This window comes from Serratia sp. K-E0102, from assembly GCF_029962625.1.
GTDB classification, from domain to species: Bacteria; Pseudomonadota; Gammaproteobacteria; order Enterobacterales; family Enterobacteriaceae; genus Serratia; species Serratia sarumanii.
The window spans coordinates 3,923,720-3,939,492 of the sequence record NZ_CP124754.1; the positions used below are offsets into that span (position 1 = coordinate 3,923,720).

Annotated in this window: 14 protein-coding genes; 4 read left to right on the top strand and 10 right to left on the bottom strand. The window is 62.5% G+C overall.

Features of this window, described 5'->3' with window-relative positions:
* Positions 1–598 precede the first annotated feature (598 nt).
* Positions 599–4,492, bottom strand: a complete 3,894-nt coding sequence (purL, locus tag SSARUM2_RS18685) for a phosphoribosylformylglycinamidine synthase (protein WP_170310567.1) — start codon at positions 4,490–4,492, stop codon at positions 599–601.
* Between the two features lie 274 nt (positions 4,493–4,766).
* Here purL and mltF point away from each other — a divergent pair, with 274 nt between their 5' ends.
* A complete protein-coding gene (mltF, locus tag SSARUM2_RS18690; RefSeq protein ID WP_041036366.1) occupies positions 4,767–6,227 on the top strand; it encodes a membrane-bound lytic murein transglycosylase MltF in 1,461 nt (486 codons plus the stop codon).
* On the opposite strand, the gene tadA is transcribed toward mltF, so the two are convergent.
* Positions 6,228–6,734 carry a tRNA adenosine(34) deaminase TadA gene (gene tadA, locus SSARUM2_RS18695; RefSeq protein WP_033648933.1) on the bottom strand — a complete coding sequence of 169 codons (507 nt, stop codon included), beginning with the start codon at positions 6,732–6,734 and terminating at the stop codon, positions 6,228–6,230. It abuts the gene before it with no gap.
* Between the two features lie 117 nt (positions 6,735–6,851).
* Here tadA and SSARUM2_RS18700 point away from each other — a divergent pair, with 117 nt between their 5' ends.
* Positions 6,852–7,916: a DUF2157 domain-containing protein gene (locus SSARUM2_RS18700; protein ID WP_033654295.1), complete on the top strand. Its 1,065-nt coding sequence runs from the start codon at positions 6,852–6,854 to the stop codon at positions 7,914–7,916.
* Between the two features lie 24 nt (positions 7,917–7,940).
* Here SSARUM2_RS18700 and yfhb read toward each other — a convergent pair whose 3' ends face one another.
* The 3 genes from yfhb to murQ are packed head-to-tail and all read right to left on the bottom strand — an operon-like array spanning position 7,941 to position 10,880.
* Positions 7,941–8,597 (bottom strand): phosphatidylglycerophosphatase C, encoded by a 657-nt coding sequence (yfhb, locus tag SSARUM2_RS18705; RefSeq protein WP_060453064.1) that lies wholly within the window; start codon positions 8,595–8,597, stop codon positions 7,941–7,943.
* A 3-nt stretch (positions 8,598–8,600) separates the two neighbouring features.
* On the bottom strand, positions 8,601–9,968 hold the full coding sequence (locus SSARUM2_RS18710; protein ID WP_049234851.1) for a PTS transporter subunit EIIC: 1,368 nt from the start codon (positions 9,966–9,968) through the stop codon (positions 8,601–8,603).
* An 18-nt stretch (positions 9,969–9,986) separates the two neighbouring features.
* Entirely contained in the window at positions 9,987–10,880 is an 894-nt protein-coding gene (murQ, locus tag SSARUM2_RS18715; protein WP_049234850.1) for an N-acetylmuramic acid 6-phosphate etherase, read from the bottom strand.
* Between the two features lie 167 nt (positions 10,881–11,047).
* On the opposite strand from murQ, the gene SSARUM2_RS18720 reads away from it, so the two are divergent.
* Positions 11,048–11,896, top strand: coding sequence for a MurR/RpiR family transcriptional regulator (locus tag SSARUM2_RS18720; RefSeq protein ID WP_033648938.1), 849 nt, complete (start codon positions 11,048–11,050; stop codon positions 11,894–11,896).
* A 51-nt stretch (positions 11,897–11,947) separates the two neighbouring features.
* Positions 11,948–12,208, top strand: a complete 261-nt coding sequence (locus SSARUM2_RS18725) for a YfhL family 4Fe-4S dicluster ferredoxin (protein WP_039568565.1) — start codon at positions 11,948–11,950, stop codon at positions 12,206–12,208.
* A 45-nt stretch (positions 12,209–12,253) separates the two neighbouring features.
* Here SSARUM2_RS18725 and acpS read toward each other — a convergent pair whose 3' ends face one another.
* The 5 genes from acpS to rnc all read right to left on the bottom strand — a co-directional run bounded on the left by acpS (position 12,254) and on the right by rnc (position 15,760).
* Positions 12,254–12,634 (bottom strand): holo-ACP synthase, encoded by a 381-nt coding sequence (gene acpS, locus SSARUM2_RS18730; protein ID WP_004929169.1) that lies wholly within the window; start codon positions 12,632–12,634, stop codon positions 12,254–12,256.
* Positions 12,634–13,365 carry a pyridoxine 5'-phosphate synthase gene (gene pdxJ / locus SSARUM2_RS18735; RefSeq protein WP_025303943.1) on the bottom strand — a complete coding sequence of 244 codons (732 nt, stop codon included), beginning with the start codon at positions 13,363–13,365 and terminating at the stop codon, positions 12,634–12,636. Before pdxJ ends, acpS begins: the two co-directional genes overlap by 1 nt.
* A 71-nt stretch (positions 13,366–13,436) precedes the next feature.
* On the bottom strand, positions 13,437–14,168 hold the full coding sequence (gene recO, locus SSARUM2_RS18740; protein ID WP_004929165.1) for a DNA repair protein RecO: 732 nt from the start codon (positions 14,166–14,168) through the stop codon (positions 13,437–13,439).
* Between the two features lie 6 nt (positions 14,169–14,174).
* A complete protein-coding gene (gene era / locus SSARUM2_RS18745) occupies positions 14,175–15,083 on the bottom strand; it encodes a GTPase Era (protein ID WP_004929162.1) in 909 nt (302 codons plus the stop codon).
* Entirely contained in the window at positions 15,080–15,760 is a 681-nt protein-coding gene (gene rnc, locus SSARUM2_RS18750) for a ribonuclease III (RefSeq protein ID WP_004929158.1), read from the bottom strand. Before rnc ends, era begins: the two co-directional genes overlap by 4 nt.
* Between the last annotated feature and the right edge of the window lie 13 nt (positions 15,761–15,773).

A 15,773-nucleotide genomic window follows, 5' to 3' on the forward strand; every position in this document is an offset into this window, starting at 1 on the left:
CCTTAAACCTCGTCCCCAGGGTGATGTAGCGCAGCGGCTGGCATCGAACAGGACGAATAGCATCCGTAAATATCCAGGATTGATGAACCCTTCATCACAGTTGGATACAGGCGGTGCCTCACTCCACGTGTCGCCCGATGCTTGATAAAGCCGCTTGCACGGTCTGTTATCGGTTTGGTTGGACGATAGGCACCATTTCTTTGGCATCATTCGGAGGCTTATGAGGCGATTTGCCGTCTAATTACGGCGCCGTCATAAAAAGGTGAATGAGCAGCCGCCGAGAATAATGCACGTTACGTGCCAACTTTGCAATAAAAATTATAACAATATGATTTTATTAAAAAATAAGATTATATCAGCAAATTTCTTTGTGCATCACGCCCCGATGAGCGATGAAAAAAACGCCGCGCTGTCGCCAAATGCAGACAACTAAAGCCAAACCCATTTACCATTAATAAAATCAAATAGTTAAATGTCTCCATTTAGCGACAGGAAAAATAGCGCCTGTCGCAAAATGCAGACACTGCCGCCAGACGGCGAACGCCGGCCATAAAAAAGGGCGCAATTGCTTGCACCCTCTGTACGGCGGTGGCCGTTTTTAGCCCAGCTGCTTACGGGCGTTGCGGAACATGCGCATCCACGGGCTGTCCTCGCCCCATTCTTCCGGGTGCCAGGAGTTGCTGACGGTGCGGAACACACGTTCCGGGTGCGGCATCATCACCGTGGCGCGCCCGTTGGCGCTGGTCACGGCGGTAATGCCGTTCGGCGAACCGTTCGGGTTGGCCGGGTAAGTTTCCGTCACCTGACCGGCGTTGTTGACGAAACGCAGCGCCACCAGGCCGTGGCTTTCCAGCGCGGCCAGATGCGCCGCATCGCGCACTTCGACATGCCCCTCGCCGTGGGAAACGGCGATCGGCATGCGCGAACCGGTCATGCCCTGCAGGAACAGCGACGGGCTGGCCGCCACTTCCACCAGGCTGAAACGCGCCTCGAAGCGATCCGACAGGTTGCGCACAAAGCGCGGCCAGTGCTCTGCGCCCGGGATCAGCTCGCGCAGGTTGGACATCATCTGGCAGCCATTGCACACGCCCAGCGCCAGCGTCTGCGGACGGTGGAAGAACGCTTCGAACTCGTCCCGCACCCGCTCGTTGAACAGGATAGACTTCGCCCAACCTTCGCCGGCGCCCAGTACGTCGCCGTAAGAGAAGCCGCCGCAGGCCACCAGCGTGTGGAAGTCCTGCAGATCGCGGCGCCCCGCCAGCAGATCGCTCATGTGCACGTCCACCGCGTCAAAGCCGGCGCGGTGGAACGCCGCCGCCATTTCAACGTGAGAGTTCACCCCCTGCTCGCGCAGCACCGCCACTTTCGGGCGAGCGCCCTTGGCGATATACGGCGCGGCGATGTCTTCCTGCGGTGCGAAGGTCAGCTTCACGTTCAGGCCGGGATCTTGTTCATCCTGCTTGGCCTGATGTTCCTGATCGGCGCACGCCGGGTTGTCGCGCAGGCGCTGCATCTGCCAGGTGGTTTCCGCCCACCAGGTGCGCAGCGTATTGCGGCTTTCGCTGTACAGCGCCTTGCCGTGTTGGGTGATGACGAAACGATCGCCGGCCTGCACGCTGCCGATGTGATGCACATTGTCGGTCAGACCGTGCTGAGCGAACGCCTGCTTCACGTCGTCGAGACGTTCGGCGCTCACCTGGATCACCGCGCCCAGCTCTTCGTTGAACAGCACCGCCAGCGCATCGTCGCCGAGGCCGTCGAGATTGACGTCCACGCCGCAGTGACCGGCGAAGGCCATCTCCGCCAGCGTCACCAGCAGGCCGCCGTCGGCGCGGTCGTGGTAAGCCAACAGCGCTTGATCGGCCACCAGCTGCTGCATGGCGTTGAAGAAGCCCGCCAGCTGCGCAACGTTGCGCACGTCGGCCGGCTTGTCACCCAGTTGGCGGTAAACCTGCGCCAGCGCGGTGGCGCCCAGCGCGTTATGGCCGTTGCCCAAGTCGATCAACAGCAGCGCGCTGTCGCCCTTATCGGTGCGCAGCTGCGGTGTCACGGTGTGGCGCACGTCCTCCACGCGGGCGAAGGCGGTGATGACCAGCGACAGCGGCGAGGTCATTTCACGCTGTTCGTTGCCTTCCTGCCAGCGGGTCTTCATCGACATGGAGTCTTTACCCACCGGGATAGTGATGCCCAGCGCCGGGCACAGTTCTTCGCCCACCGCTTTCACCGCTTCGTACAGGCCGGCGTCTTCGCCCGGGTGGCCGGCGGCGGCCATCCAGTTGGCGGACAGCTTCACGCGCTTCAGGCTACCGATCTCGGTGGCGGCCAGGTTGGTCAGCGCTTCCCCGACCGCCAGGCGGCCGGAGGCGGCGAAGTCCAGCAGCGCCACCGGCGCGCGTTCACCGAGCGACATCGCTTCGCCGTAATAGCTGTCCAGGCTGGCGGTGGTGACCGCGCAGTCGGCCACCGGGATCTGCCACGGGCCGACCATTTGGTCGCGCGCCACCATGCCGGTAACGGTGCGGTCGCCGATGGTGATCAGGAAGGTTTTCTCCGCCACGGCCGGCAGATGCAGCACGCGTTTCACCGCGTCGGCCAGCGTGATGTTCTCGCGCTGCACCGCCTCGCCGCTCGCCTGCAGGCGGGTGACGTCGCGGGTCATTTTCGGCGTCTTGCCGAGCAGTACGTCCAGCGGCATGTCGATCGGCTGGTTGTCGAAGTGGCGGTCGTTGAGCGTCAGATGCTGTTCTTCGGTCGCTTCGCCGATCACCGCATAAGGCGCGCGCTCGCGGCGGCAGATCTCGTCGAACTGCGCCATCTGCGCCGGGGCGATCGCCATCACGTAACGTTCCTGCGATTCGTTGCACCACACTTCCAGCGGGCTCATGCCCGGCTCGTCGTTGAGGATATCGCGCAGCTCGAAGCGGCCGCCGCGGCCGCCGTCGCTCACCAGCTCCGGCATGGCGTTGGACAGGCCGCCGGCGCCGACGTCATGGATAAACAGGATCGGGTTCTGATCGCCCAGCTGCCAGCAGCGGTCGATCACTTCCTGACAGCGGCGCTCCATTTCCGGGTTGTCGCGCTGCACCGAAGCGAAGTCCAGATCGGCGTCGGACTGGCCGGACGCCATCGACGAGGCCGCGCCGCCGCCCAGGCCGATATTCATCGCCGGGCCGCCCAGCACCACCAGCTTGGCGCCGACGGTGATTTCCCCTTTCTGCACGTGATCGGCACGGATGTTGCCGATGCCGCCCGCCAGCATGATCGGTTTGTGGTAGCCGCGCAGCTCAACGCCGTTGTGGCTGTTGACGCGCTCTTCATAGGTACGGAAGTAGCCCAGCAGCGCCGGACGACCGAATTCGTTGTTGAACGCCGCGCCGCCCAGCGGGCCTTCGGTCATGATATCCAGCGCGGTGACGATGCGTTCCGGCTTGCCGAAATCCTGCTCCCACGGCTGTTCAAAGCCGGGAATACGCAGGTTGGACACCGAGAAGCCCACCAGGCCGGCCTTCGGCTTGGCGCCGCGGCCGGTAGCCCCCTCGTCGCGGATCTCGCCGCCGGAGCCGGTCGCGGCGCCCGGCCACGGCGAGATCGCCGTCGGGTGGTTGTGGGTTTCCACCTTCATCAGGATGTGCGCGTCTTCCTGATGGTAATCGTAGGTGCCGGTCTCCGGCGCGGCGAAGAAGCGGCCGACCTGAGAGCCTTCCATCACGGCGGCGTTGTCTTTATACGCCGACAGCACATAGTCCGGCGTCTGCTCATAGGTGTTCTTGATCATTTTGAACAGCGATTTAGGCTGCTGTTCGCCGTCGATGATCCAGTCGGCGTTGAAAATCTTGTGGCGGCAGTGCTCGGAGTTGGCCTGCGCGAACATATAAAGTTCGATATCCGTCGGGTTGCGCCCCAAACCGGTAAAGGCATTCAGCAGGTAGTCGATCTCGTCCTGCGCCAGCGCCAGGCCGAGCCGGACGTTGGCCTGCTCCAGCGCGGCGCGCCCTGCGCCCAGCACGTCGACCGACTGATACGGCGCCGGCTGATGGTGCGCGAACAGCTGTTCGGCCTGTTGCAGTTCGCTGAAGACGGTTTCCATCATGCGATCGTGCAGCAGCGCGGCGAGCTGCCGCCACTGGGTTTCCGTCAGCTCGGGCGCCTTGACGTAAAACGCCAGGCCGCGCTCCAGGCGCACGACCTGCTGCAGACCGCAGTTGTGGGCGATGTCGGTGGCTTTGGAAGACCAGGGAGAAATGGTGCCCGGACGCGGCGTAACCAGCAGCAACCGGCCTTCGGGGGCGTGTTCGGCGAGAGAAGGACCGTACTTGAGCAGCCGCTGAAGCTTGGCGTGTTCTTCGGCACTGAGCGGTGCGCTAACATCGGCAAAGTGGACGTACTCGGCGTAGATATCACTGACGGGCAGGTGAGCGTCCTGGCAGCGGGACAGCAGTTTGGTAATGCGAAAAGCCGATAAAGCGGGCGAACCACGCAGAATTTCCATAATCAAAGTTCTCTCGTCTTCGAAGCGACGGATAAGACGCTTCATTGGGCGCAACAGGGGAAAACGCGCGTCATTATAGAGAATCCTCGCCGCCGACGAAACCGTTTGCGTAGGGATAATTGATAAAAGCGTGCCGCACCGTCGAATTGTCATAACGTGTCAATAAAGTTGCACACTGGCGTTTTGTTGCGCAAAATGCCCCCGCACTGGTGATTTAACCATGAGAAAAGTCGCGGTTATCGTCGCCGGCGTACCTGTGCCACCACTGGATAACTATTTGAAACGTCTTAAAATAAACTACATCCTCATCGGCGTTGTCACCCTGCTTCTGGCTCTCGCGCTGTGGCCCAATATCACCTGGCGCAGCGGCCCGGGCGGGCAACTCCAGGAGATCATTTCCCGCGGCGAGTTGCGTATCAGCACGCTGAACTCCCCGCTGACCTATTTCAACACCAAGCAAGGGCCGGGTGGGCTCGACTACGAACTGGCGAAGCGCTTCGCCAACTACCTCGGGGTGAAGCTGGTGGTGATCCCCCATCAGAACATCAATGACCTGTTCGACGATCTGGACGACGACGACGCCGACCTGCTGGCGGCGGGTCTGATCTACAACCAGGAGCGCCTCAGCCGCGCGCGCACCGGCCCGGCCTACTACTCCGTTTCCCAACAGCTGGTGTACCGGCTGGGCACCCCGCGGCCGAAAAGTTTCGCCGACATTAAAGGCAAGCTGGCGGTCGCTTCCGGTTCCGCGCACGTCAGCACCCTCAAGCAGCTCAAACAGGATAAATACCCGGATCTCGCCTGGGAGTCCTCCAGCGATCTCACCTCCAAAGAGCTGCTGGAGCGAGTGGCCGACGGCAAGCTGGACTACACCCTCGGCGATTCGGTGACCATCGCGCTGCTGCAGCGCATCCATCCGCAGCTGGCGGTGGCGTTCGACGTCACCGACGAAGAGCCGGTTACCTGGTATCTGAAACGCGACGGCGACGACAGCCTGTACGCGGCGATGCTGGACTTCTACAGCCAGATGGTGGACGACGGCACCCTGGCGCGGCTCGAAGAGAAATACCTCGGCCACGTCGGCAGCTTCGACTATGTGGACACCAAAACCTTCCTGTCGGCCATCGACTCGGTGCTGCCCAACTTCCGCCCGCTGTTCGAGAAGCACGCCAACGAGATCGACTGGAAGCTGCTGGCGGCCATCGCCTATCAGGAATCGCACTGGAATCCGCAGGCCACCTCACCCACCGGCGTGCGCGGCCTGATGATGCTGACCCGCGCCACCGCCGACGGCCTTGGGGTCAACGACCGCCTCGATCCGGAAGAGAGCATTCAGGGCGGCGCCCTTTACCTGCAGCGGCTGATGGCCAAGGTGCCGGACAGCGTGCCGGAAGACGAGCGCATCTGGTTCTCGCTGGCGGCCTACAACATGGGCTGGGGCCACATGCTGGACGCGCGCAAGCTGACCAAGACGCAAAAAGGCAACCCGGACAGCTGGGTCGACGTCAAGCAGCGCCTGCCGATGCTCAGCCAGAAGCGCTACTACCCGCAGTTGACCTACGGCTATGCGCGCGGGCGTGAAGCCTACAACTATGTAGAAAACATTCGCCGCTACCAGGTCAGCCTGGTGGGCTATCTGCAGGAAAAAGAGAGAAAGGCGGCGCAAGCGGCCGCCGAGCAGGAGGCGTTGGGGAAAGGCTACCCGACGGTGATGCCGGAACTGGCGCTCAACTACTGATTATTCCGGCTTATCCGCCGCCCGCTGCGCCAGCCTGAGCGCTTTTTTCTGTTCACGGCGCAGGCGGAAGAAATTGCTTAGGGTGGCGGCGCACTCCTCCGCCAGCACGCCCGAAACGATCTCCACCTGATGGTTCATGCCCGGATGGCGCAGAATGTCCACCAGTGAACCGGCCGCGCCGGTTTTCTCGTCGGCGGCGCCATACACCAGCCGGCGGATACGGCTGTGCACCATCGCACCGGCGCACATCACGCAGGGCTCCAGCGTGACGTACAGCGTGGCATTCAGCAGACGGTAGTTTTGCAGCACCGCGCCGCCCTGGCGCAGCGCCATGATCTCGGCGTGTGCGGTAGGATCGTGTCGGCCGATCGGGCGGTTCCAGCCCTCGCCGATGACCTGATTGTCCAGCACCAGCAGCGCCCCCACCGGCACCTCGCCCTCTTCCTGCGCGCGCAGGGCCAGCTGCAATGCCTGACGCATCCAGTACTCATCGTTATATTCAGTCATCGCATAATTCCTCGTGCGCTTTTGCGGCGGGCATTATACACACTAGCCCTCCTTTGTCGTAGCCGCCCGCCAATGGCTATACTGGCCGAATCAGCGTGTGATTCAGGGACAAGAAGCATGAAACTCAGTAAAAAGAACGCCGTCGTGGTGCGCAAGGCGCTGGACGGCTGGGTGGGAGAAGGCGCCTTGACGCCCGCACAACGGCAGCAGCTGCTGCAGCATGTGGCCGTGCAGCCTTTCGACTGGCGGCGGCTGGCGCGCTATGCGTTTCTTGCCGCGCTGGCCTCGCTGCTGATCGCCGTCACCAGCCTGTTCGCCGACAGCGAACTGCTTGCATGGCTCAGCGGACTGTTCCGCTTCGACGCGCCGGTACGCATGGCGATCGCCGGCGTACTGGCGGCGCTGGCCTACGTCTGGGCGCTGCGTCGCCGCCGGCGCCACCCGGAAAAACGCTACGGCAATGAGGCGGCGCTGTTTGTCGCCGTGTTGCTTACCGCCTGCGCCTTATGGCAGCTGGGGGTCTGGCTGGATAACGGCAGCGGCCGGGTTTCCGTGCTGCTGCTGTTCGCCGCGCTGCTGTACGGCACGATCGGCTGGTTCAGCCGCTCCGGGCTGGTGTGGTGGTTCGCCCTGCTGTCGCTCGGCAACGCCTTCGGCGCCGAGACCGGCTACCTGTCCGGCTGGGGCGCCTACTGGCTCGGCATGAGCTACCCGATTCGTTTTATCGCCTTTGGCGCGGTGCTGATCGCCGCCGCGCTGCTGCTGCGGCCGCTGTTGGCGCAACGCGGCCTGCAGCGGGTGTCGCTGGCGATGGGCCTGCTGTATCTGTTTATCGCCCTGTGGCTGCTGTCTATCTTCGGCAACTACGGCGACCTCGACAGCTGGTACCGCGCGCGCCAGATCGAGCTGTTCCACTGGAGCCTGCTGTTCGGGCTGGCCGCCCTCGCCGCCATTTGGCTGGGATTGAAGCATGACGACGCCATGCTGCGCGGCTTCGGGCTAACCTTCCTCGGCATTAACCTGTATACCCGCCTGTTCGAGTTTTTCTGGGACAGCATGCCGAAGACGATTTTTTTCGCGCTGCTCGGCCTGAGCCTGTGGGCGCTGGGGCATTATGCGGAGAAAATTTGGCAGTTGGGGCGCCAGCCGCACGACGTGACCGACGACCGATCGCGGTACTGATGGGCGGAATCCTCCGCCCTTGGCTTATTCCAGCTGCTGCAGCTCGCCCTGCTTACTTACCCGCCAGCGGTGCTCGCAAAAGAACAGCAGCGGATTATCCTGCTTGCTGTCGCTGTAACCGCTGTATAGTCTCAGCGGCGCACCGAGCCGCTGCTCCAGCTGCACCACTTTTTGCGTCCCCAGGCAGCGCAGAGTCAAGACCCAACCGCCGCAGCGGCGCGTGATGCGGCTGCCGATCAACCGCACGCGCGGCAGAAACGCCGAATCGCGATACACCTGCTCCACCAGCCGTTCCGGCGAGCCGGTGATCAGCCACACTTCGGCATCGTGCTCGTCCAGATACTGCCGCAGCCGCATTTGCACCACCGGAAACGCGGTCACCTTCTGGCGAAAGGCCTCGATAAACTGCCGCTCCAGCGCCTTGAGCTTCGCTTCGGAGCGCCCGAAAGTAATCGCCCACAGCAGCAGGCTCATCGGCCAACGCGCGGCGCGCCCCAGCAGCAGCAGCGCCAGGCCGATCGGCGGCAGCACCGGTATCACCAGCAGCAGGTTCAGCGGCAAACGGCGCAGCAGAAAGCGCAAGAAACTGCCGAACATATCCTCCTGATGCAGGGTGCCGTCCAGATCGAAAAAGACCACGCGGCGCCCCTCTGCGGCCGGTTGTTGCTGCTTGTCGCTCAAACGCTACTCCTCGGGATCGTTGAACCCCATCATCCAGGTGAAGAGAAAACCGGCGATAATCGTAATCAGCATCCCCGCCAGATACAACATCACCTTACCTGAGACGATGGTCAACGCCAAAGGCAACCCCGAAATGCCGAAGGTGATTACCGTCGCCACCTTCCAGTAGCTGATCAGCGCGCCGCCGACCGCACCGCCGAGGCAAGCGCCGATAAACGGCCGCCCCAGCGGCAACGTCACCCCGAAGATCAGCGGCTCGCCGATGCCGAGAATGCCGACAGGCAACGCCCCTTTGATCACCTTCTTCAGCCGCGCGTTGCGGGTCTTCAACAGCACCGCCAGCGCCGCCCCCACCTGCCCGACGCCGGCCATCGCCAGGATCGGCAGCAGCGGGTTGGAACCGTGCGCCTGCACCAGCTCGACGTGGATCGGCACCAGCCCCTGATGCAGGCCGGAGAGCACCAGCGGCAGGAACAGCCCCGAGAGCAGCGCCCCCACCAGCAGCCCGCCCTTGTCGATCGCCAGATTGGCGCCGTGGGCGATGGCGTCGGAGATAATGCCGCCGATCGGCTGCAGAATCAGGATCGCCAGCGAGGCGGTGACCAGCGTGGTCAGCAATGGGTTAAGGATCAGCTCGACCGATTCCGGCAGCAGCGTGCGCAGGCGTTTCTCCACCCAGCACATCAACGCCACCACCAGCAGCACGGCGATCACCCCGCCGCGCCCCGGCTGCAGCGCCTCGCCGAACAAGGTAATCTGCGCCAGCGCCGGGCTGGCGAGAATGCCCGCCATCACGCCGCCCATCGCCTGGGAGCCGCCGAACACCCGCGCGGCGTTGACCCCGACCAAAATGTTCATGATGGCGAACACCGCGCTGCCGAAGATCGCCAGCAACCCCAGCACGTTCGGGTAGTCCACCGCCAGTTGGCCGGCGATGTCGGGCCGTTTCAGCAGGTTGATGATGCCGGTGATCAGGCCCGAGGCGATAAACGCCGGGATCAGCGGAATAAAGACATCGGCCAGCTTTTTCAGCGCACCGCTCATCGGCGCAGCGTATTTTTGCTTGGCCTGCGCCTTGGTGCGGGCCGCGTCACCGACGGCGACGGCAGGCTGCGCGCTACCGCTCAGCAATGCGCGCATGGCGTCCACCACCTTGGCGGCGGCGCCCGGGCCAACGATAAACTGATGCTGCTCACCCTGTTTGATATAGCCCTTCACGCCGGACAGCTGCTTGAGAGCGGCCAGATCCAGACGCTGTTCGTCGCTGACCTCGACGCGCACCCGCGTCATGCAGTTCTCCAGTTTGAGGATATTGCCCTCGCCCCCCACGCCCGCCAGGATCTGTGTCGCCAATGCCGTTGTCTTGTCCATCGCCGCCCCCACCGTGAGTTAACGCGCCAGCGCCGCGCGCAGGTAGCCGTCGTGCCGCTGCAGCCGCTGCTGCGCCTCTTCGGCGCTGACGTCGGCCAGAATCATCAGGATCGCCGGCTTGACCTCGAAGCCGGTCTGCGCCAGCGCCGCCTCCGCCTGAGCGCGTTCGGCGCCGGTGGCCTCCACCACGATGCGGCAGGCGCGATCCACCAGTTTGACGTTGGTGGCCTTCACGTCCACCATCAGGTTCTGATAGACCTTGCCCAGCTTGACCATCGCGCCGGTCGACAGCATGTTGAGCACCAGCTTCTGCGCGGTGCCGGATTTCAGGCGCGTCGAACCGGTCAGCGCCTCCGGCCCCACCACCGGTGAAATCGCCACCTGCGCTTCATGCGCGATCGGCGAATCCGGGTTACAGGAGATGGCCGCCGTCGGGCAGCCCAGCCCGCGCGCATAGCGCAGTGCGCCAATCACATAAGGCGTGCGCCCTGAGGCCGCCAACCCCACCACCATATCGACGGCGGTGAGGTTCAGCGCCCGGAGATCGGCTTCGCCCAAAGCTTCGTCGTCTTCCGCCCCCTCCACCGCCTTGAGCAGTGCGCCCGGCCCGCCGGCGATCAAGCCCACCACCACGCCGTGCGGCACGCCGAAGGTCGGCGGGCACTCGGAGGCATCCAACACCCCCAATCGGCCGCTGGTGCCGGCGCCCAAATAAATCAGCCGGCCGCCGGCCTTCAACGCCGCCGCGGCCAAATCGACCGCCTGCGCGATCGCCGGCAGCACCTTTTCGATCGCCTCCGGCACCTTGCGGTCTTCCTGGTTAAAGCAGCGGACCATCTCCAGCGTCGACATCTCATCCAGCCCCATGGTGGCCGGGTTGCGGGTTTCCGATACCAGTGCGCCTAAGTTCATCTGTTCACCTTTGAATTTTTAATTCACAAATTTAAATCAATATTTGAATATTTTATTCAACAAAGCGAGCGCTATTTGCTATTTTAACGACGAGCTCACAAAAATTTTCACCGCGCGTTTTCGCCGCCTGCGTGGCAAAATGGCCGCTGGTTTCCAGGGAAAGATCAATGAGTACCCTTCTGCGCATACGCCAGATGTATCCGACACTGGCGCAAAACGACCGCAAGCTGGCGGACTTTTTGCTGAACAACGCCGAGCAGGCGCGCCATCTCAGCTCGCAAAAGCTGGCCGAGCTGGCCGGCATCAGCCAGTCGAGCGTGGTGAAGTTCGCCCAAAAGCTGGGCTATAAGGGCTTTCCGGCGCTGAAGCTGGCGCTGAGCGAAACGCTGGCCCAGCCGCAGGCCGAGCCGGTGGTGACCGTTCACAACCACATCCTCAGCAGCGACACGCTGAAAATCGTCGGTGAAAAACTGCTGGCGGAAAAGCAGGCGGCGCTGCGCGCGACGCTGGACATCAACAGCGAAGAGCGGCTGCATCAGGCGCTGGACATGCTGCGCCAAGCGCGCCGGGTGATGCTGATCGGCATCGGCGCCTCCGGGCTGGTGGCCAAGGATTTCTCCTTCAAACTGCTGAAAATCGGCGTGATGGCAGTGGCCGAACCGGACATGCACGTCCAGCTGGCGGCGGTTCAGGCGCTGGACAAACGCGATCTGCTGCTGGCTATCTCTTTCAGCGGCGAACGGCGTGAAATCAATCTGGCGGCGGAAGAGGCGCGCCAGGCCGGCGCCAGAGTGCTGGCGCTGACCAGCTTCTCTCCCAACGGCCTGCAGCAGCGCGCGGACCACTGCCTCTATACCATCGCCGAAGAGCCCCACACCCGCAGCGCGGCCATCTCTTCCAGCACGGCCCAGTACGCCCTCACCGACCTGCTGTTTATGGCGCTGATCCAGCACGATCTCGATCATGCCCGCGATCGCATCAAACACAGCGAACAGTTAATGAAAAAGCTGGTTTAACCGGTATAATGCCGCTGCGAAAATACCCCTGTTAATAATGAGAGATACATCATGGCCCTGCTAATCACACGCAAATGCATCAACTGCGACATGTGCGAGCCGGAATGCCCGAACCAGGCGATTTCGATGGGCGATGAGATTTATCAGATCGATACCGATCGCTGCACCGAGTGCATCGGCCATTATGATACGCCGACCTGCCAGCAGGTTTGCCCGATCGACAACACCATCATCACCGATCCGCAGCATCGCGAGACCAACGAACAGCTGTGGGACAAGTTCGTGGTGCTGCACCACGCCGATCGCATTTAATCCGCCGCAGGACTGACAAGGGCGCCACAGGCGCCCTTGCTATTTTCAGCTTTCGACGATCACCGTCGCGCAGGCGTAGCGCCGTTCGTCGGCCAGCGAAACGTGGATCGCGGTGACCCCCATCTCCCCGGCCAGCTCGGCGGCGCGGCCGTGCAAACGAATATTCGGCTTGCCCAGCGCATCGTTGAACACTTCGAACTGATTGAACGCCAGGCCGTTGCGAATGCCGGTGCCGAACGCCTTGGCGGCGGCCTCTTTCACCGCGAAACGTTTGGCCAGAAAGCGAATCGGCTGCTGGTGCTGCTGATACAGCGCCCACTCGGCGTCACTCAGCACGCGGCGCGCCAGGCGATCGCCGCTGCGCTCCACCACCGCTTCGATACGCGCCATCTCAACGATGTCGGTTCCCAGCCCGAGCACCGCCATTACCGGCGCGCTTCCCGCATCAGCACTTTCATGTCGGCAACCGCGGCCGGCAGCCCGCTCATCACCGCCTGGCCGATAATCGCATGGCCGATGTTCAGCTCGTGCATCTCCGGCAGCGCGGCGATCGGCTGCACGTTGTGGTAGGTCAGGCCGTGGCCGGCGTTGACCTTCAGCCCTTTCTCGGCCGCGTAGGCGGCGGCTACCGCGATGCGGCGCAGCTCGGCCTGTACCGCCAGCTCGCCCTGCGCTTCGGCGTAGGCGCCGGTGTGGATTTCGATATAGGGTGCGCCCACCGCCACCGCCGCGTCGATCTGGCGATGATCGGGATCGATGAACAGCGAGACCAGAATGCCCGCCTGCGCCAGGCGCTCGACCGCCACGCTCATTTTGTCCAGCTGGCCGGCGACGTCCAGGCCGCCTTCGGTGGTCACTTCTTCGCGCTTCTCCGGCACCAGGCAGCAGAAATGCGGCTTCAGCTCAATGGCGATGTCCAGCATCTCGTCGGTCACCGCCATCTCCAGATTCATGCGCGTCTGGATGGTCTGGCGCAGCAGGCGCACGTCGCGGTCGGTGATGTGGCGGCGGTCTTCGCGCAGATGCACGGTAATGCCGTCGGCTCCCGCCTGTTCGGCAATGAATGCCGCCTGAACCGGATCCGGGTATTGGGTTCCGCGCGCGTTACGTAACGTGGCGATGTGATCGATATTGACGCCCAGCAGCAAATCAGCCATGACAACCTCTAAATACGATTTTCAGTGCCAGCAGTTTACACGCGGGCGCAAGGCGGCAAAAGGGGAAAAGGTCAGGCGTCGTCGACCGGCGTATTCGGCTGTTTGCGCACGAACTGGCGGAACAGTTCGCGGCTCTTCAACGGCTTGCCGCCTAGATAGGGTTTCAGCGCCATACGGGTGAAACGCTTGGCGGCGCGCAGCGTCTCGGCATCGGGAAACTGCCGCTCCGCCAGCGCGCGCAGTTCGCGCCCGGTGAAGCTGTAGTGATCCACCACCAGGCTGGCGATAAAGCCTTTCTCTTCGCGGTAGCGGTAGGTCATGGCGTCATCCACCGGCAGGCCGCTGCCGGCGCAGTGCAGGAAATCGAGGCCGTAACCCAGGTGGTGCAGCAAGGCCAGCTCGAACTGGCGCAGCGCCTGCTCCGGCGAGCTGTCTTCCGCCGCCAGCGCCTGCAGGCATTGCAGATAGTCGAAGAACAGCACCGAATAGTTGGTTTCCTGCTCGAGCACGCGCGCCAGCAGTTCGTTCACGTACAGGCCGCTGTACAGCATCATGCCGCTGAGGGGTAAACCGAGGGAGACCGCTTCGGCGTTGCGCAGCGTTTTCACTTCGCCGCGGCCGCCCCAGCGCACTAACAGGGGGGTAAAGGGCTGCAGACAGCCCTTCAGATTAGAGCGGCGGCTGCGCGCGCCTTTCGCCAGCAAGCGCACCCGCCCATGACCTTCGGTAAACAGATCCAGCATCAGACTGGTTTCACTGTACGGCCGCCCATGCAGGACGAAAGCGCGCTCCCAGCCGTCCACGGATCGTTACTTCAGATCGTCAACATAGCCCAGGCTGCGCAGCGCACGTTCGTCGTCCGCCCAACCGGATTTCACTTTCACCCACAGCTCGAGATGCACTTTGGCGTCGAACATCTGTTCCATGTCCTGGCGCGCTTCGATGCCGATGGTTTTGATCTTGGCGCCCTTGTTGCCGATGACCATTTTCTTCTGGCCTTCGCGCTCGACCAGGATCAGGCCGTGCACATCGTAGCCGCCGCGATCGTTGGCCACGAACTGTTCGATTTCTACCGTCACCGAGTACGGCAGCTCTTCGCCCAGGAAACGCATCAGCTTCTCGCGGATGATCTCGGAGGCCATAAAGCGCTGTGAGCGATCGGTGATGTAGTCTTCAGGGAAGTGGTGTTCCGCTTCCGGCAGCAGCTTACGCACGATGCCGGCGATGGTGTCGACGTTCATGCCTTTTTCGGCGGAGATAGGCACCACGTCGAGGAAGTTCATCTGCTGGCTGAGGAACGCGATGTGCGGCAACAGCTTGGATTTGTCGGTGACGTTATCGACCTTGTTGATCGCCAGCAATACCGGGCAGCGCAGGCTGCGCAGCTTGTTGACCACCATTTCGTCGTCGGCGGTCCAGTTGGTGCCTTCAACCACGAAGATCACCAGTTCAACGTCGCCGATCGAGCTGCTGGCCGCGCGGTTCATCAAGCGGTTGATGGCGCGTTTTTCTTCGATGTGCAGCCCTGGGGTGTCGACGTAGATCGCCTGATAGGCGCCATCGGTGTCGATGCCCATAATGCGGTGACGGGTCGTCTGCGGCTTACGCGACGTAATGGAAACCTTCTGCCCCAGCAGTTGGTTCAGCAACGTCGATTTGCCCACGTTCGGGCGGCCGACGATGGCGATAAACCCGCAGTGTTGTTTTACTTCGCTCATTCAAGCTCCAGCTTTTTCAGCGCTTGTTCCGCTGCCGCCTGCTCGGCTTTACGGCGGCTCGAGCCGGTGCCCACCACGGGCTCGCTCAAACCACTCACCTGGCAGTGGATGGTAAACTCTTGGTCGTGCGCTTCACCGCGAACCTGCACTACCAAATAAGAAGGCAACGGCAGATGACGCCCCTGCAAAAACTCCTGCAGACGGGTTTTCGGGTCTTTCTGCTTATCACCGGGGCTGATTTCGTCCAACCGGCTGCGATACCAGTCCAAAATCAGACGCTCTACGGTCTGGATATCGCTGTCCAGGAACACGCCGCCGATCAATGCCTCCACCGTATCCGCCAGGATTGACTCGCGGCGGAACCCACCACTTTTCAATTCGCCCGGCCCAAGCCGCAGACATTCGCCCAGGTCAAACTCGCGCGCCATCTCCGCCAGCGTGTTGCCGCGCACCAGCGTGGCGCGCATGCGGCTCATATCGCCCTCGTCGACGCGAGGAAAGCGGTGATAGAGCGCATTGGCGATGACAAAGCTCAGAATCGAGTCACCCAGAAACTCAAGACGTTCATTGTGTTTACTGCTGGCGCTGCGGTGAGTCAAAGCCTGCAGTAAAAGCTCCTGCTGTTGAAAAGTGTAGCCCAGCTTCCGCTGCAGCCTGTTTATTACGATGGGGTTCATGAGTTACCAATAG